Source organism: Streptomyces sp. NPDC048192 (genome assembly GCF_043202415.1).
Taxonomy (GTDB): domain Bacteria; phylum Actinomycetota; class Actinomycetes; order Streptomycetales; family Streptomycetaceae; genus Streptomyces.
In genome coordinates this window covers 150,479-176,631 of sequence record NZ_JBIDAL010000011.1, presented here as the reverse complement: position 1 = coordinate 176,631, position 26,153 = coordinate 150,479, and the positions used below count along the sequence as shown (strand labels likewise).

21 protein-coding genes and 2 pseudogenes are annotated in these 26,153 nt (G+C 70.1%); 13 read left to right on the top strand and 10 right to left on the bottom strand.

Going from position 1 to position 26,153, the window contains the following annotated elements:
• Positions 1-311 precede the first annotated feature (311 nt).
• A complete protein-coding gene (locus ACGFZN_RS24855) occupies positions 312-1,502 on the top strand; it encodes a PP2C family protein-serine/threonine phosphatase (RefSeq protein WP_393860678.1) in 1,191 nt (396 codons plus the stop codon).
• Positions 1,503-1,662: 160 nt separating this feature from the next.
• Here ACGFZN_RS24855 and ACGFZN_RS24850 read toward each other — a convergent pair whose 3' ends face one another.
• The 3 genes and pseudogenes from ACGFZN_RS24850 to ACGFZN_RS24840 all read right to left on the bottom strand — a co-directional run bounded on the left by ACGFZN_RS24850 (position 1,663) and on the right by ACGFZN_RS24840 (position 4,940).
• A complete protein-coding gene (locus ACGFZN_RS24850) occupies positions 1,663-2,553 on the bottom strand; it encodes a virginiamycin B lyase (RefSeq protein WP_393860790.1) in 891 nt (296 codons plus the stop codon).
• A gap of 14 nt (positions 2,554-2,567) precedes the next feature.
• Positions 2,568-3,256, bottom strand: a pseudogene (locus ACGFZN_RS24845) (CatB-related O-acetyltransferase).
• Between the two features lie 220 nt (positions 3,257-3,476).
• Positions 3,477-4,940, bottom strand: a complete 1,464-nt coding sequence (locus ACGFZN_RS24840) for an MFS transporter (RefSeq protein ID WP_393860677.1) — start codon at positions 4,938-4,940, stop codon at positions 3,477-3,479.
• Positions 4,941-5,090: 150 nt separating this feature from the next.
• On the opposite strand from ACGFZN_RS24840, the gene ACGFZN_RS24835 reads away from it, so the two are divergent.
• Together ACGFZN_RS24835 and ACGFZN_RS24830 are read left to right on the top strand one after the other, a co-directional pair.
• The gene (locus ACGFZN_RS24835) at positions 5,091-5,657 is read left to right on the top strand and encodes a TetR/AcrR family transcriptional regulator (RefSeq protein WP_393860676.1); all 567 of its coding nucleotides are present in this window, start codon (positions 5,091-5,093) and stop codon (positions 5,655-5,657) included.
• 1,046 nt (positions 5,658-6,703) lie between these two features.
• Complete coding sequence (locus ACGFZN_RS24830; protein WP_393860675.1) at positions 6,704-7,180, top strand: hypothetical protein; 477 nt, start codon at positions 6,704-6,706, stop codon at positions 7,178-7,180.
• A 546-nt stretch (positions 7,181-7,726) separates the two neighbouring features.
• On the opposite strand, the gene ACGFZN_RS24825 is transcribed toward ACGFZN_RS24830, so the two are convergent.
• Positions 7,727-8,749, bottom strand: a complete 1,023-nt coding sequence (locus ACGFZN_RS24825) for an SDR family oxidoreductase (protein ID WP_393860674.1) — start codon at positions 8,747-8,749, stop codon at positions 7,727-7,729.
• 98 nt (positions 8,750-8,847) lie between these two features.
• Between ACGFZN_RS24825 and ACGFZN_RS24820 the strand changes: the two genes are divergently transcribed.
• On the top strand, positions 8,848-9,156 hold the full coding sequence (locus tag ACGFZN_RS24820) for a hypothetical protein (RefSeq protein ID WP_393860673.1): 309 nt from the start codon (positions 8,848-8,850) through the stop codon (positions 9,154-9,156).
• A 71-nt stretch (positions 9,157-9,227) separates the two neighbouring features.
• Here the strand turns inward: ACGFZN_RS24820 and ACGFZN_RS24815 are convergent, their stop codons facing one another.
• Together ACGFZN_RS24815 and ACGFZN_RS24810 are read right to left on the bottom strand one after the other, a co-directional pair.
• The gene (locus ACGFZN_RS24815; RefSeq protein WP_393860672.1) at positions 9,228-9,479 is read right to left on the bottom strand and encodes a hypothetical protein; all 252 of its coding nucleotides are present in this window, start codon (positions 9,477-9,479) and stop codon (positions 9,228-9,230) included.
• Complete coding sequence (locus ACGFZN_RS24810; protein ID WP_393860671.1) at positions 9,476-10,525, bottom strand: aldo/keto reductase; 1,050 nt, start codon at positions 10,523-10,525, stop codon at positions 9,476-9,478. The genes ACGFZN_RS24815 and ACGFZN_RS24810 overlap by 4 nt, the downstream gene beginning before the upstream one ends.
• Positions 10,526-10,598: 73 nt before the next feature.
• Between ACGFZN_RS24810 and ACGFZN_RS24805 the strand changes: the two genes are divergently transcribed.
• Both ACGFZN_RS24805 and ACGFZN_RS24800 read left to right on the top strand, forming a co-directional pair.
• Entirely contained in the window at positions 10,599-11,135 is a 537-nt protein-coding gene (locus ACGFZN_RS24805) for a TetR/AcrR family transcriptional regulator (protein ID WP_393860670.1), read from the top strand.
• Between the two features lie 299 nt (positions 11,136-11,434).
• Positions 11,435-12,007 (top strand): GNAT family N-acetyltransferase, encoded by a 573-nt coding sequence (locus ACGFZN_RS24800; protein ID WP_393860669.1) that lies wholly within the window; start codon positions 11,435-11,437, stop codon positions 12,005-12,007.
• Between the two features lie 567 nt (positions 12,008-12,574).
• Here the strand turns inward: ACGFZN_RS24800 and ACGFZN_RS24795 are convergent.
• A complete protein-coding gene (locus ACGFZN_RS24795) occupies positions 12,575-13,582 on the bottom strand; it encodes an alpha/beta fold hydrolase (RefSeq protein WP_393860668.1) in 1,008 nt (335 codons plus the stop codon).
• A gap of 799 nt (positions 13,583-14,381) precedes the next feature.
• On the opposite strand from ACGFZN_RS24795, the gene ACGFZN_RS24790 reads away from it, so the two are divergent.
• Positions 14,382-15,215, top strand: coding sequence for a PIG-L family deacetylase (locus ACGFZN_RS24790; RefSeq protein WP_393860667.1), 834 nt, complete (start codon positions 14,382-14,384; stop codon positions 15,213-15,215).
• Between the two features lie 269 nt (positions 15,216-15,484).
• Here ACGFZN_RS24790 and ACGFZN_RS24785 read toward each other — a convergent pair whose 3' ends face one another.
• Entirely contained in the window at positions 15,485-16,333 is an 849-nt protein-coding gene (locus ACGFZN_RS24785) for an oxidoreductase (RefSeq protein WP_393860666.1), read from the bottom strand.
• A gap of 124 nt (positions 16,334-16,457) precedes the next feature.
• Here ACGFZN_RS24785 and ACGFZN_RS24780 point away from each other — a divergent pair, with 124 nt between their 5' ends.
• The 4 genes from ACGFZN_RS24780 to ACGFZN_RS24765 all read left to right on the top strand — a co-directional run bounded on the left by ACGFZN_RS24780 (position 16,458) and on the right by ACGFZN_RS24765 (position 21,640).
• Positions 16,458-17,264 (top strand): helix-turn-helix domain-containing protein, encoded by an 807-nt coding sequence (locus ACGFZN_RS24780; protein WP_393860665.1) that lies wholly within the window; start codon positions 16,458-16,460, stop codon positions 17,262-17,264.
• A 540-nt stretch (positions 17,265-17,804) separates the two neighbouring features.
• Positions 17,805-18,278, top strand: coding sequence for an SRPBCC family protein (locus ACGFZN_RS24775; RefSeq protein ID WP_393860664.1), 474 nt, complete (start codon positions 17,805-17,807; stop codon positions 18,276-18,278).
• 369 nt (positions 18,279-18,647) lie between these two features.
• The gene (locus tag ACGFZN_RS24770) at positions 18,648-19,361 is read left to right on the top strand and encodes a PH domain-containing protein (protein ID WP_393860663.1); all 714 of its coding nucleotides are present in this window, start codon (positions 18,648-18,650) and stop codon (positions 19,359-19,361) included.
• 770 nt (positions 19,362-20,131) lie between these two features.
• Positions 20,132-21,640, top strand: coding sequence for a DUF4246 domain-containing protein (locus tag ACGFZN_RS24765; RefSeq protein ID WP_393860662.1), 1,509 nt, complete (start codon positions 20,132-20,134; stop codon positions 21,638-21,640).
• Between the two features lie 674 nt (positions 21,641-22,314).
• Here the strand turns inward: ACGFZN_RS24765 and ACGFZN_RS24760 are convergent.
• Positions 22,315-23,034: a DUF2625 domain-containing protein gene (locus ACGFZN_RS24760; protein WP_393860661.1), complete on the bottom strand. Its 720-nt coding sequence runs from the start codon at positions 23,032-23,034 to the stop codon at positions 22,315-22,317.
• 283 nt (positions 23,035-23,317) lie between these two features.
• Between ACGFZN_RS24760 and ACGFZN_RS24755 the strand changes: the two genes are divergently transcribed.
• Positions 23,318-23,452, top strand: a complete 135-nt coding sequence (locus ACGFZN_RS24755) for a hypothetical protein (protein WP_393860660.1) — start codon at positions 23,318-23,320, stop codon at positions 23,450-23,452.
• Positions 23,453-23,609: 157 nt separating this feature from the next.
• Positions 23,610-23,759 (top strand): annotated as a pseudogene (locus tag ACGFZN_RS24750) (GNAT family N-acetyltransferase); the annotation flags it as partial.
• Between the two features lie 185 nt (positions 23,760-23,944).
• Here the strand turns inward: ACGFZN_RS24750 and ACGFZN_RS24745 are convergent.
• A complete protein-coding gene (locus ACGFZN_RS24745) occupies positions 23,945-26,029 on the bottom strand; it encodes a hypothetical protein (protein WP_393860659.1) in 2,085 nt (694 codons plus the stop codon).
• Positions 26,030-26,153: the final 124 nt, after the last annotated feature.

The window sequence follows — 26,153 nt, the reverse complement described above, 5'->3', positions numbered from 1 at the left end:
GAGAGGGAAGGTGACACCGGGCATACGGCGCGAAAGCACAGCCTGCTCCACCTGCGGGATGCGCACAGTCAGGTGAAGGACGCCCGGCATAGCGTGCGCGCCCGGTCGCTGGCTGCCGAGAGCCCCGGTATCAAGGGAACTGAAAGGGATGTTGATGGCCAACATTGGACAGGACAGAACCCGATGCGAGGCGGCGGGAGACGGTGCGCCGGCCGCCGCCGCGTGGGCGGGCCAGCGGCATCCCAGCCGGTCCACCCGTGGGACTGAGGCCCAGAGCGATGAATGACTCCCCGGACAGCCAAGGCGTCCTCTTGGATTTGATCGCGGCCAGTCACACGGCCACTCTCGAGCAGCTGCCCGCCATGATCGCCGAGCACGCCGACCGCCTCGGAGCAAGGAATCTCGCACTGTATGCCGTCGACATCCAGGAGACGGTATTGCGGCAGATCACCGGGCAGGGGCCGGACGCCGGTGACGGCGGCGAGCAGCTGAGCATCGAAGGGACGCTGCCGGGCCGGGCGTACCAGAAGGTCGATCTGCTGCCGGAGCCGGCCGAACAACGCGAACCCCAACGACGCCGGTGGTGGGCCCCGGTCACCGACGGCGTGGAACGCCTCGGCGTGCTACGCGCGGACGTGGAGGCACAGGACGAAGAGAGCGCGCGGCGTCTGCTGCGCGATGTGTCGTCGGTGACAGCCCTGATGCTGCTGAGCAAGCGGTCCTTCAGCGACTCCTTCGCCCGCCTGGTGCGCACCCGGAACATGAACGTGGCGGCGGAGATGCAGTGGAACCTGATGCCCCCACCCGCCTTCGCCGGGCACGACGTCACCATCGGCGGCCTGGTGGAGCCCGCCTACGAGGTGGGCGGCGACGCCTTCGACTACGCCATCGCCGGTCAGACCGCGCACCTGGCCGTCTTCGACGCCATGGGCCACGACACCCGGGCAGGGATCACCGCCAACCTGGCCGTGGCCACCTGCCGCAACGCCCGCCGTCAGGGCGCCTCGCTGGCCGACACCACCCGGGCGGTGGAGGACGTCCTCACCAGCCACTTCGGCGTCAGCCGCTACGTCACCGGCATCCTGGCCACCCTCGATCTCGACAGCGGTGCGCTGAGGTGGGTCAACCGCGGCCACCACCTGCCCGTGCTGATCCGTGACCAGCGCCGCGCCATCGAGCTGCAGTGCCCGCCCGCCGGTCCCATGGGCATCAGCCTTGGTCTGCCCCTCCGCCAATGCCACTACCAGCTTCAGCCCGGTGACCGTCTGCTGCTGTACACCGACGGCATCGTGGAAACCCGCGATAAGCACGGACGGCCTTTCGGCCTGGACCGGTTCACCGACTACATCGTCCGCTACCACTCCGACCGCCAGACCCTGCACGAAACACTGCGGCGCCTGATGCGCGCCGTCATCGACTACCACGCCGGCCGACTCGACGACGACGCGACCGTCCTCCTGACCGAATGGCGCGCCAGCCACCAGCACAAGCTCACGCCCTGACACCGTCGAGCACACAGCACGCAAACTTGCCGGTGACGAGCACGACGCCCAGTGGCGCCGCTGACTCCAGGCCACCCAGGCCATGCAGGCGGCCGTCACCACACCCGACACACACTTCTGCCGGGCCGCGGGTCCCTGGGCATGGAGGGCAAGGGACTGTTCAAGCGGAGCTGTCCGGTGGAGCGATGCGGGCGAGTGAGCCGATCTCCAGGGCGATCCACAGGGCGCCGTCGGGACCGACGGTGATGCCGTGCGGTTCGGAGCGAGGGGTGGGCAGGTCGTAGGCCGTGACCGAGCCGTCGGGGGTGATCCTGCCGACACGGTTGCCGCCCCACTCGGTGAACCACGCGGTGCCCTGTCCGTCGACGGTGACGGCGTGCGGCCGGGCGGCGCGGTCGGGCAACGGGAACTCGGTGATCCGCCCCTCGGGAGTGATCCGTCCGATCTGCCCGGCGGCGATCTCGACGAACCAGAGCGCGCCATCGTGGCCTGCGGCGATCCCGACCGGCGCCGCCGCCGCGGTCGGCAGGGGGTGGAGAGTGACCGCACCGTCCATGCCGATCCGCCCGATGGCGTTGGCCTGGTTGAGGGTGAACCACATCCCTCCGTCACCGCCGGTGGTGATCGCCGAGGGAAACGCGCCGGTGACGGGCAGCGGAAACCGGGTGAGGTGACCGTCGACGGTGATGCGGCCGATGCGGTCGGCGGCGGTCTCGGTGAACCACAGCGCGCCGTCGGGTCCCGCCGCGATACCGAACGGCCCGCAACCGGAGCCGGGCACGCCGAACTCGTCGATCACGCCGTCGGTGGTGATCCGCCCGATCCGGTCCGCCCGGTACTCGGTGAACCACAGCCCGCCGTCCGGGCCGGGGGTGATGACGGTCGGTCCGCTGTCGGGGTCGAGCCGGTGGCTCGTCGGCTCCTCGCCGGGGACGAGGCGGCCGATCCGGCCGCTGTGCACGAGGGTGAACCACAAGGCGCCGTCCGGCCCCGTGGTGAGGGCGTACGGTCCGGCCGCGGGTTCGGCCACTGTGTGCTCTTCGACGGACATCTGGGGCACGTGGTTCAAAGGGACTTCCCCTGTCCGTGCTCGGTGGCGATGCGAGCGATGTCGGCCGGGGTTCCGGCCATGATGGTGCGGGCGTGTTCGGTGACCAGGTCGGCGGGCCAGTCCCACCAGGCCGCACTGCGCAGCCGCTCGACGTCGGCGTCGTCGAAGCGCTGCCGGATCGGTCTGGCAGGGTTGCCGCCGACGATCGTGTACGGACGTCCGCGGTGACCACGGCGCCGGCCGCGATGATGGCGCCGTCACCGATCCGTACACCGGGCATGACGGTAGCCCGGTACCCGAACCAGACGTCGTTGCCGACGACCGTGTCGCCGCGGCTGGGCATGGCGGTGACGATGTCGAGGGTCTGCTCGGCCCAGCGGCCGCCGAACATGGTGAACGGGTACGTCGACACGCCCATCGTCGGGTGTTCGGCGCCGGCCATCAGGAACGTGGTTCCCGAGGCGATCGCGCAGTACTTGCCGATGACGAGACGCTCCGGCCCGTAGGCGTAGAGGACGTTGCGGTGCTCGAAGTCCGTGGCGCCGTCCGGGTCGTCGTAATACGTGTACTCGCCCACGGCGATGTTCGGTGAGGTGACCAGCGGGTTGAGGAACACCACGCGTTCGTGGGCGGGCAGCGGGTGCACAGTGGTCGGATCAGGGGACAAGGTCGGGGTCCTTTGCGTCGTTGGGGGATGTCGCATACGCCACTGGCGGGACGTCGCCGGGCCAGGGCCGGTTCATCCTGGCCCGGCCTGGCTTCAGGTGTTCTCGGAGCTGGGCGGGATGACCCACTCGATGAACCGGACGACCACGCCGCTGGGATCGGTGACCCGGGTTTCGCCAGAGGTCCTCGGCAGCGGCATGATGACGCCAACGCCCTCGCCGCGCAACCGAGTTACCCGGCCCAGGCGGTTGTCGCCGTCAACGGCTGTTCACGGATGCCTCGCTCGCGGGGGTGACTGCATCCGCATCGCTGGAACCATGCGGCGCCGCGGGGCCTTCCACGGGCTTGGACCTCGCCAGCCACAGGCCGGTGAACACGGCGGTGGCCAAAGTGACGGCGCCGGCAGCGAGGAAGGCGCTGTCGAGGCCGGCCTCGAAGGAGGCGCCGCCGGATTGGCGGGTGCGGACGATGGCTCCGAGTACGGCCACGCCGAGTACCGCGCCGATCTGCCGGGTGGTGCTGCTGATGCCCGATGCGAGGCCGCCTTCCTGGGGGCTGACTGCCTGGATGGCGGCGCCTGTCAGTGGGGACATGGTCAGCGCGAAGCCGATGCCGGCGAGTCCCAGCCGCCACCACACGTTCCCGTAGCCGGTGTCGGCGTGCACCATACCGAGCGCCAGCAGTCCCAGGCCGGCCAGGGCCAGGCCGGTGGTGACCAGGATGCGGAAGCCGTACCGGGCGGCGAGCCGGCCCGCGTACGGGCTGACGATCACCATGGCGAGGGACACCGGCAGGGTCTGCAGGCCGGCGCGCAGGATCGAACTGCCCTGGACGTACACGAAGAACTGGGAGAAGAAGAAGGACGAGCCCATGAGCGCGAACCCCACCACGATCATGGCGGTGTTGGACACGGTGAACAGCCGCCGCCGGAACAGCCGCAGTGGCAGCATCGGTGCGCAGCGGCGCGCTTCGACGGCGGCGAAGGCGGCGAGGAGGATCGCTGCGGCGGCGAAGCTTCCCAGGATCACCGGCGAGGTCCAGCCGCGGGCACCGCCCTCGATCAGGCCGTAGGTCAGTACGCCCACCGCCAGAACGGACAGCACCGTGCCCGGGATGTCGATCGCGGGGGCGCTCGGATTGCGGGACTCGCCGAGGTGGCGCAGGCCGACCAGCAGCAGGACGACACCGATGGGCAGATTGACCAGGAAGATGGCGGACCAGCCGAAGGCTTCTGTCAGCACGCCGCCGGCCACGGGGCCTGCGGCCAGACCGATTCCGCTGAATCCGGCCCACATTCCGATCGCTTTCATTCGTTCCTGCGGCACGGGGTGGGCGGCGGCGAGCAGGGCGAGCGAGGCAGGGCTCAGCGCTGCGGCCCCGATGCCCTGTAGCACCCTGCCGGCGACCAGCCAGCCGAGCGAGGGCGCGAGGCTGCACAGCAGCGACGCCGCGGTGAACACCGCCACGCCGGTCAGGTACACCCGCTTGCGGCCGAACCGGTCGGCGAAGACACCGCCGGACAGCAGCAGCATGGCGACCAGCAGTACGTACGCGTCGACGATCCACTGCAGACCGGTCAGCTGAGTGTGCAGCCGGTGCTGCATGTCTGGCAGCGCCGCTCCGACAATCGTGTTGTCGAGCAGGACCATGAACTGGCCCAGGCAGGTGAGCAGCACAGCCCGGTTCGATCGACTGCCTACGGTCGCATGCGATACAGCCATGGATCCCCCTCAATCGGTCGTTGCTCCCGGTCACGGTCGACGCGGGTGGCGATACACCTGAGCCCCTCTAAAGCAGCCAATGACTGCGTTAGGTGACTATAGGGAGGGTCGACCGTAAACGCAAGCCGCGACTGCGTTAATGTGGGAGGCATGAACGAGCGACAGCGAGCCCGACGGCCAGGCGGGCGCAGCGCCCGCGTCGGCGCGCAGGTGCACCAGGCCGTCACCGACCTGATCAGCGAGCGCGGCTACGGCAACTTCACCGTCGGCGACGTCGCAGCGCGCGCAGGCGTGGCCGACAGCAGCATCTACCGCCGGTGGGGGAACCTGGAGACCCTGCTCACCGACGTGGCGCTCACCCGGCTCAACACGCGGTCACCGATGCCCGACACCGGGAGTCTGGCCGGCGACCTGCGCACTTACGCGGCCCAAGTGGCCCGCGAGATCACCGGACCCGACGGTCCGGCGGTGCTGCACCTGGCCGTCGCCCTGTCGAGCAGGGGTCAACAGGGCATACAGGCCGGTGTCGACCTCCGCGCCGAACGCACCCGCCAACTGCAGTCCATGCTCGATCGCGCCCGCGACCGTGGCGAGCAGCCACCCGACGTGCTCGACGTGCTCGACCACATCCTGGCCCCCATGTACATCCGCGTCCTCTTCGGCATGGGCCCGCTCACCCCGGACTACATCGACGGGTTGGTCGACCGAATGCTGTGACCTCACCCGGATCCGCGATCAGCCGTGACCTCAACCCCGGCTCCCACAACCAGCCTTCGGACGCTGCGTCAGGGCTCCGTGAGGTGCTCGCCGACACACACCCGGCCAGCTCATGCACCGGACCCTTGTCCGGCTCACGCGACCTGGCTGATTCCGTCGGTCGGCGGGCCGTTCGACTGGGGGGATCGCGGTGAAGTCGACGTCCCGGTGTGGGTTGTTGCCGTCGAGTCCGTCTTCGGTCATCCGGACTCCGAGATCGTCTCGTGGCAGGTAGGTGGAAGGCGCAGGTGACCGGCTCGATCTACTCCTCATTTCAGGACTTGGCGAGCCGCCCCGGGACCCGGTCTCATCCGCCCAGATGTGCTCGGTCGCCGACCACCCAGAATCGACGACTTCCAGCTTGCCGATCCAGGTGGCCTCCGCGTGCGCGTTCCCGGCGGCCGGGATCCACTTGCTCGCCGGCGAGTGAGAGGAGGGGCGAACGGCACGTAGTTGCAGTGCGAGGCACCCGTGCCGTACACCTTGGTCACGCGCGTGGTGACCGGGAGCCCGCTGGATGCGGCCGACCGTGCGGGACCGGATGCACTGGTAGCAGACGCAATCGGGCACCGGTGCCAGTCTCGTCCGGTCCGTTCAGCCCCTGCTTCAACGGCGACCGGCACCTGGATGACGACCTGCGGGCGTCCCTCCTGGGCCTGCTCGCCACGCGGCAACCTCCGGGGCCCCTCATCCTGCCTCTCTCCGAACAGGGCTCGGCTCTCCCACATGTCCAAGCAGCACCGCTCTTCGCCCAACCCGGCCGTTGCTCAGGCACGTTGGGGTGGCGGACGTACGGGGTCTGTGTCCTGTCTCGTGGCCGGTGGAAGCGGGAGCGGCACTTGCACACCCCTCGGCTCTGTTCAGCGATCTTTGAGACCGCGAGCCTGCGCAGCAGCCACTGAGTTCCGCGCGCCGGCCGGCAGCAGGGCGGCCAGCACCCCTCGCTCCACCCCGGGGTCTGCCAGGCCCGCAGAGTGCTGTCGGCGGCTGGGGCTAGGTTCCTCGATGTGAGTGACTACTACGACCTGTACCTGGCGGTGGACCTGCCGCCGGACCTGCCCGAGCCGGTACTTCTGGAACTGAGGTGGCTCCTGGGGCAAGCGGACATGCCCTCAGAGTTGAAGTCGACCGATTGGGAGTCGTGGGGCGGCCCCTGGCAGTCCTTCGCCGGTGGCTCGGCGAGCCACTCGTTCGACGGTGCCGATGTCTCCTTGCTGGTCCGTGCCACGGACAGGCCGAACCTGGACGGCAGCGAACCGTGGGCCCTGACCGTCCGGACCTGCGTCCACGAGGACGACTTCGGAGTGACGATGGACGTCGTCGGGTGGCTTCTTCGACACACGGCCACACAGGGGTGGGTCGGATTCGTCCGTGACTCCGCCCTGGGCCAGGTCCAGCATCTCGTGCGCCACGAGGATGGCTTCGAGCTTGTAGACGTCCGCCCGGCTGGTCAACCGACGCGTGTTCCCTGGTCACTGCCGTAGCCCGCTGCGCCGACACATAGCCCTGTAGCGAACCGAGGGCAGAGAGCAGAGGCCTGGTCTGACTACGGCCCGTAGGGCTGTGCATCATCCCGGCAGGAACAGTCGCGAGCAGCACAAGCCGCGCGGTACGGCTTGTGCTGCAGGCGGGCAACACCAGGTCATCACCGCGGTGGCGAGGATGACCCGAGCAGTCTGCGGGCCGGTTGCGACCTGACGAGCGGCCTCCCCCATGCGGTGCGTGACCGACGGCTCGCCGTCCCCTTCGCCGTGGTCTTCTTCGCTGCCGCCGTGTGCTCAGGCGTCGGCAGCTCGTGCACATCGCCGGCCCGGCCCTCGCCACGGGAGGCCTTCGCCTTCGGCACCGACTCCTGCAACGCGGACATCAGGGCGAGCACCGCGGCCGGCTGTTCCGGCTCCGGGCCGTGGGAAGGTCACGGGCGCACCAGCACTTTCCGGTCCGCGCTGCCGGTGACGCGTACCGCCCAGGCGAGGTAAACCAGCGATGCGGTGGCGACCGCAAACATCCTGTGCCCGGTGTCGCGCCGGTCACGCGCCGATGGCGCGGGTGAGGAGGCTTTCCGCGGTGTCCGCGATGGTGTCCTCGATGGGACGTGCCTGCCAGCCGAGGAGCTGCTCGGCCTTGGCGCTGGTGGCGTCGAGGTCCCGGCCGAGCTGATGCCTGAGCAGTCGTAGTTCCGGGTTCACGACGCCGAGCGCACGGGTGAGCCATACGGGCAGTTCACGGGTGGGGGCCTTCGCGGCGCGTTCGCCCAGGCGGTCATGCAGTATGCGCGCGATGTCGATGACGCGCAGGCTGTGCCCGGCGGTCGCCAGGAAGCGTTCGCCGGCGGCCGCCGGGTTCGTCATGGCGCGCAAGTGCAGGTCGGCGACGTCGCGTACGTCGACGAATCCCATCCCGAAGGGCGGGCAGGCGGGCATCCGTCCTTCCAGCATTCTCCGCACGAGACGCAGGGAGGGCGGGTCGTCGGGGCCGAGCAGCGGTCCCAGGACACCCGTGGGATGGACCGCTGCCAGCTCCAGCTTGTCGCCCTCTTCCCTGATGAACTGCCAGGCGGCCCGCTCGGCGAGGGTCTTGGACCGCTGGTAGGGCGGGATGTCGCTGTCGAGGTTGGTCCAGTCCTCCTCGGTGAACGGGGTCGCGCGCGGTGGGTGCCCGATGCCCACGGCGCCGAAGGCGCTCGTCAGAACAACCCGGCGTACGTCGGCGTCGCGAGCGGCGCGCAGCACCCGCAGGGCGCCCTCGCGTGCGGGGACCAGCAGCTCGTCGCCGTGCGCCGGGGCGCGGCGCAGGGTGGGCGAGGCGACGTGGAGGACGTAGTCGCAGCCGGTGACGGCGTCCCCCCAGCCGTCGGGGTCTTCGAGATCGGCGCGTACGACGGTGAGGCGGTCGTCGTCGAACGGGGTGGCGGTGTGGAGCCGGGCGCGCAGTTCCGGCTCGCGCCGCGGGTCGCGGACGGTGGTGCGTACGGTGTGCCCTGCGTCGAGCGCGGCCCGGACACACCAGCTTCCGATGAATCCTGTGCCGCCGGTGACCAGCACCTGTGCCATGTGTGTCTCCTCAATGCGTGAGCGGGGGGGTGAAGAGGTGCCGGCGGGCGGGTCGCGGGGTGCCGCCGGGCGGCGGCCACGCTGCTTCCGAGGAGGGCGTGGCCGATCATGATCGGGTAGATGACGGCGCGTTCGAACATGCCCACGTTCCACATCCAGCCGGTGGACACATCGGTCATGTAGAGGATGAACGCGATCAGGCCGGTGGCGCCGAGCGCGGTACTGGCGAGGGACCGGGTCCTGCTGAGGCCGATGCGGGCTCCGCCGACTCCGACGGCGATCGCCATGCCGTTTCCGGCGAGCATCACGCCCTGCGCACCGAGTGTGTGGAACACGATCAGGCCGTTTTCCACGTTCGCGTGGGAGCCCTGGAAGATGCCGACGAGGCAGACCCCGGCGTCCGCTAGGACGGCGAGGAGCACGATGTCGGCCGGGCGGGCCCCCTTGCGCGGATCGAACAGCAGGAATGCGCCGACGATCAGGAGGACGCCGTAGACCACCCCACCGGTGTCCATGACGGCGCCGAGGGGGAGTTGGCGGCCTGGCCGAACGCGGTCTGCGGTGGGCCGGTCAGGCCGAGATGGCTGACCCGGTTGTACAGGGGCGAGTACGGCGGGTCCTGCCACGCGGCGGCGGTGACGAACTCGGCGGTCCAGGACACCAGGGAGCCGAAGAGGATGAGGAGGGCGCCGAGGCGGGCGGCGGTACCGGAGCGGATGATGGGTTTCATGCCAGGGCCATGCCGGGGACGCGCCGGCGGATGGCCTCGAGTTCGGCCTCGTCGGAGACGCCCTGCCAGTCGTAACGGGGGGTGTACGGCAACTCCAGGGCGCGAACCTCGTCATCGGTGAGCTCGATGTCGAGGGAGGCCACGGCCTCGTCGATCTGCCGGACGGAGTTGGCCCCGACCAGCGGTGCGGTGACGACCGGCTGACGGCACAGCCAGGCGAGTGCGACCTGCGCGCGGGTAACACCACGGGCGTCCGCGACCTGTCCGACCGCGTCGATGAGGGCGCGGTTGGACTCTTCCTGCGCGGGTGAGTAGAGGAGGTCCGCGTAGTCCGCGTCGGTCGTGGAGCGCGCCGTGGCGCGGGTGTCGTCCCAGGCGCGGGCGAGGCGGCCGCGGGCCAGCGGCGACCAGACGACCGTGCCGACGCCCTCGTCCAGGCACAGCGGGATCATCTCCCGCTCCTCTTCCCGGGCGAGCAGGTTGTAGTGGTGCTGCATGGACACGAACCGTGCCCAGCCGTGCTGTTTCTGCAGGTGCAGGGCCTTCGCGAACTCCCAGGCGTGCATGGACGAGGCACCGAGATAGCGCACCTTGCCGGCCTTCACCAGGTCACTGAGCGCTTCGAGGGTCTCCTCCCACGGGGTCGTGTGGTCGTTTCGGTGGATCTGGTAGAGGTCGATGTAGTCCGTGCCCAGGCGGCGCAGCGAATGGTCGACCTCGGTCATGACGGCCTTGCGCGACAGCCCCCGTCCGTTCGGTCCCGGCCGCATCGGATGGCGGAGCTTGGTGGCGATCACCACCTCGTCGCGGTCGGCGAAGTCCTTGAGCGCGCGGCCGAGAATCTCCTCGCTGGAACCGTTCGAGTACATGTTGGCGGTGTCGAAGAAGTTGATGCCCGCCTCCAGGGCGTGCCTGATGAGCGGGCGCGCCTCCTGCTCGCCCTTCGACCAGACGGGGTGGCCCCGGTCGGGCTCGCCGTAGGTCATGGCGCCTATCGCGACCTGGGACACGTCGAGGCCGGTCGTGCCGAGCTTGATGTAACGCATGTCGATCCCTAAAGTAAGTGGAGAGCTCTCCGGAAACGGTAGTGGAGTTCTCCACTTAGCAAGGTGAGGTCCCGTGGCCCGTATCGACGCCCGTGAGAACAGGGCGCGCATCCTCGCTGCCGCCCGCGAAGCGCTCACCGCGGACGGCAGTACGTCGATGAACCGGATCGCCCAGCTCGCCGGAGTCGGCGCCGGCACCCTGTACCGCAACTTCCCCACACGTGAAGCGCTCGTCCTGGCCGTCTACCAGGACGAGGTCGAGCGCATCATCGGCACCGTGCCGGACCTGCTGGGGAAGCTGGAGCCGCTGGAAGCACTGCGCCACTGGACGATGGACCTGGTCGAGGCCATGCGCAGAAAGCACGGCCTCGGCGACGCCCTGAGCCCGGGTGCGCACCAGGCGGTCAGCGAGCAGACCTACGGCCCTGTCGTCGCCGCCCTCGCCCAGCTCCTCGACGCCGGCAAACAGGACGGAAGCATCCGCGCCGACGCCGACCCCGGCGACTTCCTCCAGCTCACCGGCGCACTCTGGCGCGCCGCGACCACTCCGGAGGACCGCGCTCCGCAGATGCTGGCGCTCATCCTCGACGGACTCCGCACGCACCGATAGCCGCCGCGCACCCCTCATACCGATGGCCGGTACACGCTTGAGGGGGCGGCGAGCCACGCTCGTAGAAGGGACCTGAAGTCGACGGCCTACCTGGATCCGCCCGGGGCCCGGGGGGGCAGGATGAAGCCGGTCGGCGTCCCGAGGGTGTGCCAGTACGACCGCCCTTTGCCCGCCATGCCGGCACGGTACGAACTCACCGCCCCATGCGGCGCGTCCGGCATCACCAGGGACGTACGCGCCCCCGACCGTCCGGACAAACGGATGGTCGCAGGCGAGCGTGACGCGGCAGGATGCTCCGCATGACATTGCCCACCCCTGAGCTGCACACCGCCCGCCTGCGACTGCGGCCGTTCACCGACGCCGACGCGGCCCCGCTCTACACGCTGCACAGCAACGCCCACGTACTGCGTTACTGGGACTCACCGCCGTGGACCGAACCGGCCCGCGCCCAGCGCTTCATCGCGACCTGCCGGAAGATCGAGGAGCAAGGCACGGGAGCGCGGGTGGCCGTCGACCGCGTCCGCGACGGCGCATTCATCGGCTGGTGCGGCCTGACGAGCTGGAACCCGGACTTCCGCAGCGCGTCCCTCGGCTACGTCTTCGACGCCGCCGCATGGGGCCACGGCTACGGCACCGAGACCGCGCACGCCGTCCTGCGGTGGGCGTTCGACACCCTGGACCTGAACCGCGTCCAGGCCGAGACCGACACCCGTAACGTGGCGTCCGCCCGGGTCCTGGAGAAGCTCGGCTTCGTCCGCGAAGGCACCCTCCGCGAGAACTGCGTCGTCAACGGCGACGTCTCCGACTCCTGGGTCTTCGGCCTCCTGCGCCGCGAGTGGCGCCCGGCGTCCACGCCGACGGCCGGCCGTTAGGACCGAGACCTGCCCGGCATGGGCAGCGTCCTCGCCACCGGCGAGGCGTCCAACCGTCCCGCACATCACGAGTCGGCACAAGACCCCGCCCCGCGGCGGTGCTACGGCCGGGCCGAAGGCGGCCTCGAACGTCGGAGGCCGCCGCAAACGTCGACCAATACGGTCCTGCGGCTGGTCGACGCTTTCCAGGAGCCCCAGCCACCGGGCCCGCCGGGGTCAGCGTCGACGAGTACGAGATGCGCAGGGGCCGTGTCTACGGGCCCTTCACCGCAGCCGCTTCACGGTAATCGACCTGCAATGGTCTCGCTTCCGGTCCGCTGGCGCGAGCAGGTGTCGTGATCACACCGTTGAAGGCTGAGGAGCTGTCACGTGGTCAGGGAGCGCAGCAGGGCGTGCTGGCGACGGACCCTGTCGCGGCCGCGGTAGGGCTCCCTGCGGCCCTCGTACTCACTCGAGAGCCATCCGCTCCACTGCCCGGTGCGCAGGACGTCTGGCGTGCCCGCAACAGGATGCATGCGCCCGGCGAGTGGAGAAAGGCGGTGCGGCAGAGGTCAGATCAATCGGCTGTCAGCGGGATGACCTGATCGAGGCCTCCGTGAGTCTGTCCACGGCCCTTGCGACGGCCTGAGGGCTGGAGATCATCGTCAGGTGCCGGGCGCCTGGAATGAGGGTCGCGGGCGGTGCGCCGATGCGTCGGGCGGTCTCCTGCGGTGTCTGCCGGGTGAACACGTCGTCCTGGGCGCCGAACACCACCGACTTGGGCATGTGCACTCCGGCGAACCGGGCCACCTGGTCGGCGGGCAGGCCCGGCACCCCGGCGGCCAGCATGCTCCAGAGCGCTTTCTCCGCGCCCGGCACCTGCAGGGGGCGCCGCCACTGATCCAGGCCGGCCGAGTCCAGGCGCGGACAGGCAGGTCCGCACTGGGCGTCGTACACGCTGCGGATCACCGCGTCGATACCGAGGCCGATCCGCAGCAGGCTGGTGCGGTACGGGTCGATCAGCACGTACTTGAAGGCCCGCGGCGGCCCGGCGCCCGTGTCGAGGGCGTCGCCGTCCAGGAGCATCACACCGCCCAGCCGGCCGGGGGCGCGCAGGGCCGCCTCGGTGACCACGGCGGCACCGCTGGAGTGCCCCACCAGCAGCGGGCGCTCCTCCGGTCCGCCGAGGTGCATGGCGTCCAAGAAGCCGAGGAGTTGCCGCGTGAAATGGTCGACGGTGTACGGACCGTGGCGCTCGCTGTATCCGTCGCCCGTCAGGTCGAGCGCGTACACCCGGTGGTCCCGGGCGAGCAGCGGGGCGAGACGCGACCAGGTGTCCACGGATTCGAAGGCGCCGTGCACCAGGACGACCGGCGGGCCCGTCGTGCCCCAGGTCTTGAAGCGTGTGCGGATATCGGCGGCCTGTACGTACCTGAGGCCCCGCGGCGGCGCGGCGCGCCCGGCCGTAACGGAGTTGTAGACGAATGAGGCCGCCGTGGCGACCGCCAGCACGACGGCACAGCCCAGGGCGGCGCGCCGCAGCCACCGCCGCAGCCGGGTACGGCGTGGCCGCTGCGCGCGAAGATCAGCTGTCACAGCCCACAGCATCGCCCATGGCCCACCCCGGGACATCGTGCGGGGGGAGTCGTCCTGACTACTCCGCCGGGTGTATGACACACCGTGACCGGAGCGAGCTCGCTGTGCGGGTGGGGCCCGCGCTGAACCGCACGAGCCCAGGGGCAGGGCGTCTGCGGCACGGGCTCTTCTCCCGCGGTGGCTCGGGCTCCGCGTTATGTCAGCACCGCCGACGACGTCCTGCGGGGCCTCCACTGGCGGCAGGGCTACAACAAGTGGGGCGCCTGCGGGCAGGCCAAGTCCGCCAACGTCCTGTTCGCCGTCCAGCTGGACAAGCTCGGCCGGCACGTCGGTGGCCGCGCCTTCGTCCTGCGCCTTCGTCCTGTGCCCTGCGCCCTGCAGCCCGGCGGCATCATCACCCCGTTCCAACGGCACCTGCCCAAGGAGGAGGTGATCGCCAACGCGTTCGCCACCTTGAACTCCCATGAACGCATGGGCCGTTCGGGGAACGCTGAGATCCCCAGGCCCGTGCGGCGAGACTGGTGCGGCCGTCGTCGAGGCCCATGGGAATCGGCGACGGTTCGGTGCCGCCCTCGGCTGGATGGTCCCACCGCCGCACCCGGCGGCACGCGGTTGGCTCCGCCCGGTCGCCGTGCCCTGCCGGGGGCCATCCGCCGCGTCTCCTGCGCGGCGGGAACAGCCGATGCCAGCGGCGTTGTTGCACCTGCCGAGGAACCGACACCGCGCGGGCATCGGGGTGACCACTCGTACACCTGGTGCAGACTCGGACCGACGCTTTACACCCCAGGAGGACTGTTTCGTGAATGACCGGCCCTTGACGCTCATGGCGGTACACGCCCACCCCGACGACGAGGCCACGGGAACGGGAGGTGTTCTCGCGCGGTACGCAGCGGAAGGCATCCGCACGGTCCTTGTGACGTGTACCGACGGCAGGTGCGGTGACGGACCGGGAGGTGTCAAGCCGGGTGATCCCGGGCACGACCCGGCGGCCGTCGCGGTGATGCGGAGGCAGGAACTCGAGTCGAGTTGCGCGATTCTGAACGTCAGTCACCTGGAGACCCTGGACTACGCCGACTCCGGGATGATGGGCTGGCCGACCAACGAAGTCCCCGGATCCTTCTGGCGGACACCAGTGGAGGAGGGCGCCGCCCGGCTCGCGGAACTCATGCGCCGCTACCGTCCCGACGTGGTCGTCACCTACGACGAGAACGGCTTCTACGGCCACCCCGACCACATCCAGGCGCACCGCATCACGATGGCGGCGCTGGCGATGACCGAGTCGGCACGGAAGGTGTACTGGACGACGGCGCCCCGCTCGATGATGCGGAGATTCGGGGAGGTCATGCGGGAGTTCGGTGCGGACTGGCAGGAGCCGGATCCCGCGGAGGCCGCCGCGATGGCCGAGATCGGGCTCCCGGACGAGGAGATCACCACCTGGGTGGACACCACCGCGTTCGGCGGTCAGAAGTTCGATGCGCTGGCCGCGCACGCCAGTCAGGGCGAGAACATCTTCTTCCTCAAGATGGGCCAGATGAAGTTCACCGAACTGATGGGTGTCGAAACCTTCGTACGCGTCCACGACACCACCGGCGCGGCTGTGCCCGAGAACGACCTCTTCGCCGGCCTGCGCTGATCCGGTCCATCTTCGAGGTGGTCTGGGAAAGCATTCCGGTCCGGCCGCATCGTGCGACAGCGCGACACTGGTCTGCCGGCTGGCCTCAGTCCCGGACTCCGGCGGAACTCTGAACAGCGCGTCACCGGGGTCCTCGAGAACAAGGTTCCGGCTGCCTACGTCGAGCCGGCGACCACGCGCGTGCTCGACGCCCGTCAGTGCCTGGCGCAGCGACGGGCGCGAACACGCCCCTCACGCCCATGTGTCCTGGTTGCAGCCGTCCACAGCGGTCAGGTCCTATCCACGCTCACGGTCAGTGCCTCGTTCGCATCGATCTCCTCTCGCATCCGTTCCAGGCGGGCGCGTGTTCCGGCGAGCGCGTCGGAGCCGAGCAGCAGCCGACGCGGTGGTACTTCGCTGTCCACCGTCGCGGCGATGGCCGCGGCGGCGCGAGCCGGGTCGCCGGGCTGGCGGCCGGAGGCGGCCAGCGTGGCCTCACGACGCCTGCCGGCGGTCTGCTCGTAGTCGTCCAGGCGTATCGGGGACTGCTGCATGGATTCGCCCGCCCACTGGGTACGCAGACCGCCCGGCTCGGCGATCGTCACCGCGATGCCGAGCGGTGCGAGTTCCGCGGCCAGCGACTCCGAAAGACCCTCCAGGGCGAACTTCGTGGCGTGGTAGTAGCCGGTCGCGGCGAAGGCGGCCAGACCGCCGAAGGAGGAGATGTTGATGACGCGCCCCGCGCGGCGGGACCGCATGCCGGGCAGTACGGCCTTGAGGACGGTCACCACGCCGTGCACGTTGGTGTCGTACAGCGCGCGTACTGCGGTGTCCTCGCCCTCTTCGATGGCGGCGAGGTAGCCGTAGCCGGCGTTGTTGACGAGGATGTCGATGCGCCCGAATATTCGTTCGCATTCCCGCACCGCTGCAGTCACCGACGCGGAGTCGGTGACGTCCAGATCCCGAGCCAGCGCGCGCTCGCCGTACCCTGCGGTGAGATCGGTCACGGCTGCGCGGTCGCGGGCCGTGACTGCTACGCGGTCACCGCGCTCCAGGGCGTGTGCGGCCAAGGCGCGGCCCAGGCCTTTGGAGCATCCGGTGATCAGCCAGACCTTCGTTTTGTTCATGTCGTTCGGCATGCCTCCATGAAAGTGGTGAGCCGGAACGCGTGCCACACCCCCTTGAGGGGGGCTCTCGGAGGGTCAGCTTCGCGTGCGGCGCAGCGGCGGCCGAGCGCGGTGAGGAGCGGTACCGTTGATCCGGATGGCACGTGATGACAATCAGCTCGGTTCCTTCCTGCGCAGCCGCAGGGAGAGGATCGACGCCGCCTCCGTGGGGGTCGTCGACACCAAGCGACGGCGGGTGAAGGGGCTGCGTCGCGAGGAACTGGCGCTGCTCGCAGGGCTCAGCCCGTCCTACTACACCCGGATCGAGCAGGGCCGCGACCGGCGCCCTTCCGCCGAGATCCTGCAGGCTCTGGCCCGTGCGCTGCGCCTGGACGACACCGAGCGGTCCTACCTGTGGTCCCTGGCGATGCCGTCACCGGAACCGGCAGAACGCGAGATCGTGCCCGCCCGCGCTGTGCGGCCCGGGGTGCTGCAGCTCCTGGAGCGGTGGGCCGACCTGCCCGCGTTCATCGTCGGCCCCAGCCGTGACGTCCTAGCCGGCACCGCCCTCGCTGCCCGGGTCCACCCCGCCTGGAGCCCGGGGCACAACCTGATCGAGTTCACCTTCCTCGACCCCAGGGCGCACACGGTGTATCCGGACTGGGACGAGATCGCCCTCCAGGCTGTCGCCGGTCTGCGTGCCACCGCCGTCGAGCGCCGCGGAGAACTCGACGGCTTCGTGGCGGACATGCGCGAGCGCAGTGACAGGTTCCGGACGCTGTGGGACTCCCACGACGTGTACGAGCGCACGATGGGCGAGAAGCAACTGCGCGTCTCCGGCATCGGCGTCCTCCGCCTCAAGTTCGAGACCTTCGCGCTCACCGGCCCCGAGGGACACGTGCTGTACGTGTACTTCCCCGAGCCCGGCAGCACAGACGACGAAGCACTGCGCCGCCTCGCCTGAGGCCCCGCGGCGGCGCGGCGCGCCTATGAGCGCCGGGGCGGCCATCGAGCACGGCGGTTCCTCCGCCGCCCGCGAGCAGTTCGGCTCCGCGAGCGGCCATGGCGAACACTGCAGCGGCCACCGCGGCTACGAGCACGCCGTGGCGCGCCGGAATGGTGCATGCGGCGGCTGGAGTGAGAGCACCCCAGAACCACAGTTGCGGCAGTCACGGGCGGCCTTCTCGTCTGCGTACACGGTCACCCAGTGCGGCGGGCAGCCAGGCGTCCAGCTCCGCGAGTGTGACGGGGCGGCTGCGTGATCGGCCGGCCTCGCCTACGGCACGTGTGCGAGTGGAGCAAGTGCCGTAGGACCCTGCGACAGCCACGTGGTCTCGCTTGTGAAGGGCCTACCGGCCTACCGCCCGTCCGATGCGGCCGATGCGCTAGTGCGCCACCGGCCGGTCAGGCTCCACGCCGGCAAGGGTCAGGAGCCCGGGTGGGTGGGTGGTGGCGCACCGGGTACTCGCCACCTGCACTGGATCGCACCCACGGAGGCGCACTGATGAGCATGATCAAGAAAGCGGTGGACGTGGACGTGCCTGTTCGCACCGCCTACAACCAGTGGACCCAGTTCGAGACGTTCCCGGACTTCATGGAAGGCGTCGAGGAGGTCAGGCAACTGGATGACCGCCACAACCACTGGACCACCAAGATCGGTGGGGTCCGGCGAGAGTTCGACACCGAAATCGTCGACCAGCTGCCCGACGACCGCATTACGTGGCGCACCACCACGGGCGATACGAGTCAGAAGGGCACAGTCCGCTTCGAACGCATCGACGACATGCACACCCGGGTGGAACTCGCCATGGAGGTCGAGCCGAGCGGAGCAACGGAAATGGCCGCCGACATGACCGGCATGCTGGACCGGCGCGTCCAGGGAGACATGAAGCGTTTCAAGCAGTACATCGAGCGGCGCGGCGGCGAGTCCGGAGAATGGCGTGGACGCATCACGCCCGGAAACAGCGACACGATCTGATACCGAGCACGGTCGATGAGCCTGGTCGCATGCGGCCAGGCTTACTGGTCGACTCAATTCGTTCACTCGGCAATCACTCGGCAATGGACCGCTGATCCACGACAAGCTCGCCGCGGAACGCGGGGACATTCCGGCTCAGGTGAACGCCGCGGCAGCCCGGTCCTCGCGCAGGCGGATCAGACCACTCGCGTCGGCACCGCGCTGCGCCTCAGCACGGGCTGAACGCCTCCGTCACGACGTCCGCCCTGCCGCACGCAGGCAGTCCACGCCCGCCCAGTGTGCCGGACCCCCCCGGTGACCTGCCTGGACCCGGGGTCTAACCTCTCCTCGTTCGCGCACCGTCGGGTGCGCCGGAAAAGGGGGGCCTCCATGGACGAGGACAGCTCGGCACGGGTGTACCGCAGAGTACGAAGACGGCCTCAACGCGCCGCGCTGCTCTCCTTCATCCTCGTGGGCAATGCCGCGTTGCAGATCATCCGCACCCGCCACGACGTACCGCTGTGGTGGGCGCCCGTCGCACTGGCGCTCCTCGTCGCGGTCGGCGTCTGGGGCGTCCTGACCGAGTGGCGGGCGCGCACCGTGGTGACGGACGCGGGAGTCACCCGGCAAGGCCCCCTGCGGACACGTACCTGGGCCTGGCCGGCCGTCTACGACCTGCGCGTCGAGCCTTCCGGCAGCCACGCCCTGAGTACCCAGCCCGGGTGGCCGGCCTACCTGTACGACACCGAGGGCCGCCGCTTCCTGCTGCCGCACATCAACGAGTGGCAACTCGACGACCCCTACGCCGAAGTCGCCGCCCTGCGCTCGCAGGCCCGGTGGTACGGCATGCCCGGCGAGCAGCGACCCGAGATCGAAGCCCGGATCCTGCGGCGGGCCGGGCAGCGCAAGGGGTGGCAGTGGGCGAGCGTCGCGGCGGTGATCGTGTTCGTCCTCATGCTCGGGCTCGCCCTCGCCGAGGACGTCTCGGGGACACCGGCGAACCTCCCCCTGCTCCTCCTGGCCGTGCCACTGGCCGCCTTCGGCGTGCTCGGAGTCCTGCTCAGCCGGTACTGCGCCACCCGCGCCCTGCGGCTGCCGCGCTGAGAGCACCCGGAGGTAGCAGGCTGGCCAGGTCAGGACCGCGGCGGGCTCGACAGCGTCCGCGAAGCCGCGGGACGGCGTGAGAGAGCAGGCGAGGAAGGCCGAATCCAGCCCCTTCGGCGTCGTTCAGGGCGCGGAGTTCTGCCCGAGCCAGGCCGGCGTCTCCGAGCGGGCCTGGGCCTGATTGTCGAGGCCGATGCGCCGAGCTTCAGGGCCGCCCCGTCCAAACTGCAGGGGCATCTCGTCGGAGGAAAAGGCGAGGTAGTAGCCGGTAACAGCCTTGCGCTGCGGGCCGGTGCGGGCGGCCGGGCCGCAGCCGAGTTCGGCGCGCCGGCCGCAGGGGCGCGGTGGTGGGCGCCCCGAAAGCGTGCGCCGCGGTCCGCATCCGTAGGCCCCCGTTTCGGCTTTCGCCGGCTGCCGGCACACCTGCTCGCTGACGTGCTGCACAGGACCGCGCCGCCAGACGCGTGGAGACCGCCTTCGACGAGCTGACGATCGGGACCTGCGCTCGCCTCCCCCGAGCCAACGGGCAGAGCAGCAACGAAAGCGACCAAGACGGGGACAGGCAGTGACCGACCGAGGGTTCCGTCGGTCAGCGACCGGCCCACAGCCGACAGCTTCCACGAACACGCCCCGCGTCACACCGACGGTCCAACGTATCGCCGGGACGGTCGCTCTGCTGTCCGAGGTCCCCGGGAAGGTGCTCGCCTGCACTGTCAGTGGGCTCACGTATCGTTCCTGCCACCACACACCGACTGGGAGGATCAAGAGAGTTGACCGGCCTGTCCGCTTTCCCGCTGCCTTTTCAGACTTCCCGTTCCATACCTTTCGCCCAGCCCCGAACACTGCGGGAACTCGAGATGATGGAGTGCAGCGCGCGCATCCGGGAAAAGCCGTGGTGGTTCGAGAAGATGAACGACGCCGACATCGTCGCCAGATGGATGCGAGAAGCGATCGACCAGGGTCTCACCGAAGCGCAGATCCGGTACGTCGTCGACGAGCTCGCCCATTACGCCGCGCTGCGCGATGGGCGAACCGGCATCGAGGTGTCCGCCGTCGACGGGGTGTGGCAGTCGGACACCTTGGTCGACGATGAGCTCAGGTCCCGGCTGCGTGAGGCGGTTCGGGTTCTGGAAGAGGTCCCCGACGCGGAGAAGGACTGGCATCCCGGATCCGACGGCCAAGTGCTGGATCTGGTTCATCCCTCCTTGTTCTGCCTGGTGAAAGAGGTGAGCGGCGCACCCGAGCAGGCTTGGCGGAACCCGACGGACCGCTACTCGAAGCACGAGTTCTCCGAGAGGTTCCAGTGGCTGCCCACGGACGTGGACGTCAGTGACGACGGCGATGTCAGCTTCCGCTCGTACGTCAATAACCTCCACCCCGAAACGCATCAGGAACTGGCCTCCGTACTGCCGGACTTGTTCGCACGCTTCCTCCCGCTGTGGGAGAAGGTGCTCACCGACCTGCGTCATCCGCGGCCCCTGCGCATCGAGGCCGACCCCTACGGGTGGTACGACTCGGAGCCGGAGTATCCGGACAAGGCGTCCTACAGCGATGACGAGGCCTACGCAGAAGCCGTCCGCGCATGGGAAGAGGCCCAGGACGAATGGTGGGAGAACCGCCGGCCGGTCGTCCCGGACGCTCCCGTCTTCACCCCGCCCGAGTCGCCCGACGACACCGCCCGCGTCGACCTGCGCGGCCGCCGTCTCCAGGTCATCGTCAAGCTCGCCACCATTCAGCTCACCCCCGACAGGCCGGAGTACCCCGGTGGTTCCTGGCATGTCGAGGGAATGCTGAACGAGCGGATCGTCTCGACCGGCATCTACTACTGGGACAGCGAGAACATCACCGAGAGCCGGCTGAGCTTCCGGGCGGCACTCGACGACCCGCACTACGAACAGAACGACGACAACGGTGTGCGTGAGGTCTACGGCCTGGAGGACGAGGATGCGCTGAACCAGGTGCTGGGATCGGCGTCGACCCCGGCAGGCCGCTGCCTGGCATTCCCGAACATCCTGCAACACCGCGTCGGCTCATTCGGCCTCGCGGACCCCACGCGCCCGGGGCATCGCAAAATCCTCGCTTTCTTCCTCGTCGATCCCTCGGAGAAGATCGTCTCGACCTCCGATGTGCCACCCCAGCAACCCTGGTCCACCACCTCGACCATGACGCTGGAACAGGCCAGGGCCTACCGCGAAGAACTCATGCGGGAACGCAAGTTCTTCATCGCCGAACACAACGAGCAAATCTACGAACGTGAATTCTCCCTCTGCGAGCACTGAAGGTACGGCAGGCGGCTGCGCTTGAGGTCGTCGGAGTAGGGTCCGGCGTCCTGGGCGGCGGTGCGGGCCTGTTCGATCGGCTCGGCGGTCACGGGCGGGTGGCCGTATGCGACGGAGCTGCTGCGGTAGGCCGCTGAAGGGATTGCAAGGTCCGTGCGGTGTCGCCGCTCCCACCCTGTGCGGCGGCGACGATGGTGTGAGGCGGGCCGCTACTGCGGGAACCTCCGCCGTCGGCCATGATGCGCGGGCACATCAGCAGGACGTGGGGGCGTTGAGTTCGTCCAGGTCCATGCCGGTTGGTGTGCAGGCGCATGGCCCGGCTCTCGGCAAGCCCAACGGGCCGCTCGGGGTCGGATGCAGCACTCACCTCGCCCAGGGCTGTCGCGGCGTTGACGAGGTGGGTCATGGCCCCGGCCGAGAATCGGCTCTAATTCGGGGCTGCCGGCATCTACGGCTGCGGTGACCGGTTGCCTGGGAGGTTCGGCACGCAGGGCTCACTCCCCCACGGGCACCGGCAGCGCCCGCCCGGCCGCAACTGGCCCGTCCCGCACCGCAGCGAAGAGTGGATCCGGCTGAGTACTACAGCGTGCCGGCTGGGTGAGCACCCGCTCTCTGACCGCGCCCGGATCGCTGACGCCTCGACCCGCTATCTCCGCCTGGACGGGGCGGCCGATTCACACGGCGCCGAGAAAGCCCGGATCAACGCCGTCGAACTGCCGGCATGAGTCCCGGGCAACGCCGAGCAGCTCTCTCATGGGTACGGCGCGGCGGCTGGTCGCGGAGATGTCCTGGTGCGCCTCCGCAGACCACAACGGCGGGAACAGTGACAGGCCCTGATGACCGTCGAGTGCCCGGACCTCCTCGCGCCAGCCGGGCCAGCGCAGATCGGCGTAGAACTCATCGAGCGCCCCGGACACCAGCCAGGCCAGCCACGCCGAGTAACCGACACCCAACGCCTCCCAGCGAAGGGAATCGGGGGCGAAGTAGACCACCTCGCCCGGCTGGCCGGCAGCGGTGGGAGCGGCACCGTTGAGAGCGAAGACGCCGCCCAGTACATCCTGTGCCACCACCAAACCGGCCTCCGGCCGCCAGGCCGGGTCGAACCCGGCGGGGAACTGATTCACGCGAGCCAGACCCGGCACCCCGTGCGCAGCCCCTTCCACCGGGCTGCCGAAGAGGCGCAACCATCCGTCGTCCACCAGCAGACCACCGCAGTGCAGCACCATCGCACCCACGTACGACCGGGCCGTGACCTGAAGCTGAAGAATCGATGCCCTCCCCAGATCGCTATCGACTGCAAGCACTTGGACAGGCACCGGACTTGCATCCAGTGTCTCCTTGAGTTCCGGCCAGGCCGGTTCCTCGACATCGATCAGCTGACCCAACTCCCGCATGCCTGCATCGTCGCACCCCACTGTGCGTCCCCATCAGCAGGTCGCCGCGACGAACCACCGCCTGTCCGACGGGCTCTCGGCCGTGGCGCGCCGGTGCCGCAGCTCTACATCGGCGCGGGGAGGCCACGGGTGAGGCTTTGCATCTCCTTGATCGTTGGTCCGCCGCGGGGCTGCTTAGGGTGCGGGCATGTCTCGAAGATGGTGGATACGGCAGGCGTCGATGTCGGCCAGTTGCCTTGCTTTCACGGTGCTGTCGAACATTGTCGCGCATCACAGTTGGCAGGTGACGACCGTTTGGGCACTCGGTGTCCTGGTCCTGATGGGCCTGTCCGTGCTGAACGTGCTGTGGCAGCAACGCTACCGGCCGGAGAAGTTCGAGAAGTACCGCGCCAAGGCTGAGGCGCGGCTTCAGCGGTAGCCCGAGAGAGCAGTGCGCCGCTCAGCACGTGCGCGGCGTGGCCCACCGGGCGCCTGGACCGGCCTGCGGACTCAGGCGGGCCGGCAGCAGCCGCTGGCCCTGCGTCCTGGACGTACCCCTTCAGTCTCACGAGAGGTCGGCAGGCGGTTGTCTCGCCGGCGCGCTTCCCGGCGAACCGGCGGCGCTCACCATCCAGACCGCCATCGTCCGCTCGATGCGGCTCGCGGCGAAGCTGGAGTTCACCGAGGTGGAGCGGTTCCGGGCATGGGACGCCGAGCCGCAACTCGGCCTGCGGTCCCCGATCACATCACGCCGAAATGCCCCGTTCGCGTCGACGAAGTCGGCCGGCGCGCCGCAGCCGGGACGGCGCCCTGCCCGAGATGCGCTGCACCTGTGCGCGGCGAACGACCTCAGCCTCCACGTCCATCCTGCAGCATGCTTTCCGGGCGGGCCGGGGCGGCGATCGATTGCGTCTCCGCCCCGGCCTCGGGATCAGATGGCGGTCAGGATGGCGCGCAGCCGCTCGTCTTCGCAGATGATGCTGTTCGCGACGCCTGAGCCGACGATGCGTCGGTCCCCGTCGGCGAGTTCGGCGACGCGCCGGCGCTGCTGAGTGTTCAGGGCGGTGGCACCGAGGGCTTGGAGAGCCTCGCAGGCGCCGGCGACGTCCGCTCCGGTTTCGGCGGCGTGGAGGGCGGCCTCGGCGAGGCGGCCGAGATCGACGACGTCGGGGTCGCTGATGGCGAGCAGGGCGAGGGCGGCGGCGGGGGCCTTCTCGGGGTCGGCGAGCAGTTGTTCCAGTCGGGGGATCAGGGGCCGGGCGGACGCGCCGAGGAGGGCGGTGGCGCGGAGGGCGCGGACGACGGTCCACCGGTACCAGGGCCGGCCGCCAGTGGTGCGGTCCAGCACGGAGGCCAAGACCGTGACGGCCTCCTCGGCGGCGCCGTCGATCTGCCACAGGGCGGTGGCGATCGCGATGTCGCCGTCCAGCTGCGGTGTGGTCGGCTCGGGGTCCTTGCCGAGGGCTGCCCGGAGGGCGGGGAGCAGTGCGGCAGCCGTCGCGCCGAGGGCGGCGGCGGCCTGGGCAGCCTCGGCCACCTCATGCGGGCCGGCGCCGAGCGCCGTGGCGACGGCGTCGAGCAGGACGTCGGTCTCGCCGGTGAGCTCGTGGTGGGCCCGCGCCACCATCAGCGACCCGGCAGCGGCCCGCAGCACGGCACCGGCCTGCTCGCGTACGGCCCGCGGGCCGGCCGCCGCCACGGCGGTGATGGCGGTGGCCGCGTACGGGAAGCGGGACAGCACGGTGTACAGCTCGGGCAGGGCGGCAGCGGCCTGCGGGCCCCACTGGCGCAGGAGGTGGACCAGGTGCGCGGTCTCGTTGTTGCCGAGCCCGTCTGCGGCCAGTCGTACGCGGACGGCGGCGAGCAGGGCCGGGTGGAAGGGGTAGGTCGGCGCGTGGAAGTCGCTTGCGGCGTCGAGCGCCCGGGGGCGCCGATCGAGGTGCCGGGCCAGCAGCGGGGCGGCCTGCCGGGGCGCGACCCGGACGAGCACGGCCAATGCCTGGTCAGCCGCCTTGTCGTCGGGTTGGGCGGCGAGATCGGCGAGGACGGGCGCGGCCTCGGCGGCAGCCGGCCCGAGCTTGCCGAGCAGGGTCGACGCCGGGTGCTCGGCGGCGAGGGAAGCGAGGGTGGGGACGAGTCGCCGAGGGGCGCTGCGGGAGAGGTAGCAGGCGTGGTCGGCCGCGGAGAGCGCCTCGGTCCGCACCTCGGGGCGGTCGTCCCGAAGGGCGGTGTCCAGCAGCGCGAAGGCGGCTTCGCGGTCTGCCTCGGTCCCGCGGCGCAGCAGGCTGTCGACGATCGTGTGAAGCGGCTCGCGGTGGTGCATGCTGTACCGGTCGACGGTGAATGCACGAGCGGGCAGCAGGCCGAGCGCGGCATCGTGGTGGGCGTCTGTCCACGGCTCCCCGGCGGCCAGGGTGACGAGGAGCGCGGACAGCCGCAGTGGCGCCGGCGTGTCCGCGCCGAGCAGTGCGCGGGCCTCCACGACGGCGCCGGAGTTGTCCACCCGGCTGAGGGCGATGAGGAGTTCGGCCCGGACCCCGGGGTCGGCCTCGGCCGTCCATCGTCTCCGCAGAGCCCCCGAGGCCACCTGGGTGTCCCTGGTGTGGCCGAGCGTCCAGGCAGTGAGCAGGCGGACGTTCACGTCTTCATGTGCCAGCAGCGGTGTCAGCACCGGGATCTGGGCAGCGACGGCGGCCCGGACGGCGCCCGGCGCGATCTCCCATTCGTCATCGCTCTCGGCCAGCCCGCCGAGGAGGCCCAGGACTTCGGTCGTCCCAGGCCGGTCGGCAGCGGCGATCCGCGCGAGGTACGGGACGGCGTCCACACTGGCGGAATACACCGTGCCCTGGTGGAGGATGCACGAGTACAGCTCGGAGATCGCCTCCTCCCCGACGTCCCCGCCGCCCTCGGCGAGGGCGCGCAGCAGGTGGGGCAGGTCCTCGGCGGGGCCGTAGGCATGCGAGACCGAGGCCCAGGGGTGGGTGTCGAGCCCGGCGAGAGCTTCAGCGAGATCCATGGGTGTGATCTTCGCAGCCGGGTCCGACAGTACGGCCAGGGGCCTGTGGCGGCCTGCGCCGGCGCGCCTAGCCGCTGGGCAGGACCGGCCGCCGCAGATCCTTCTCCGAGAGCCCTTCGAGGAT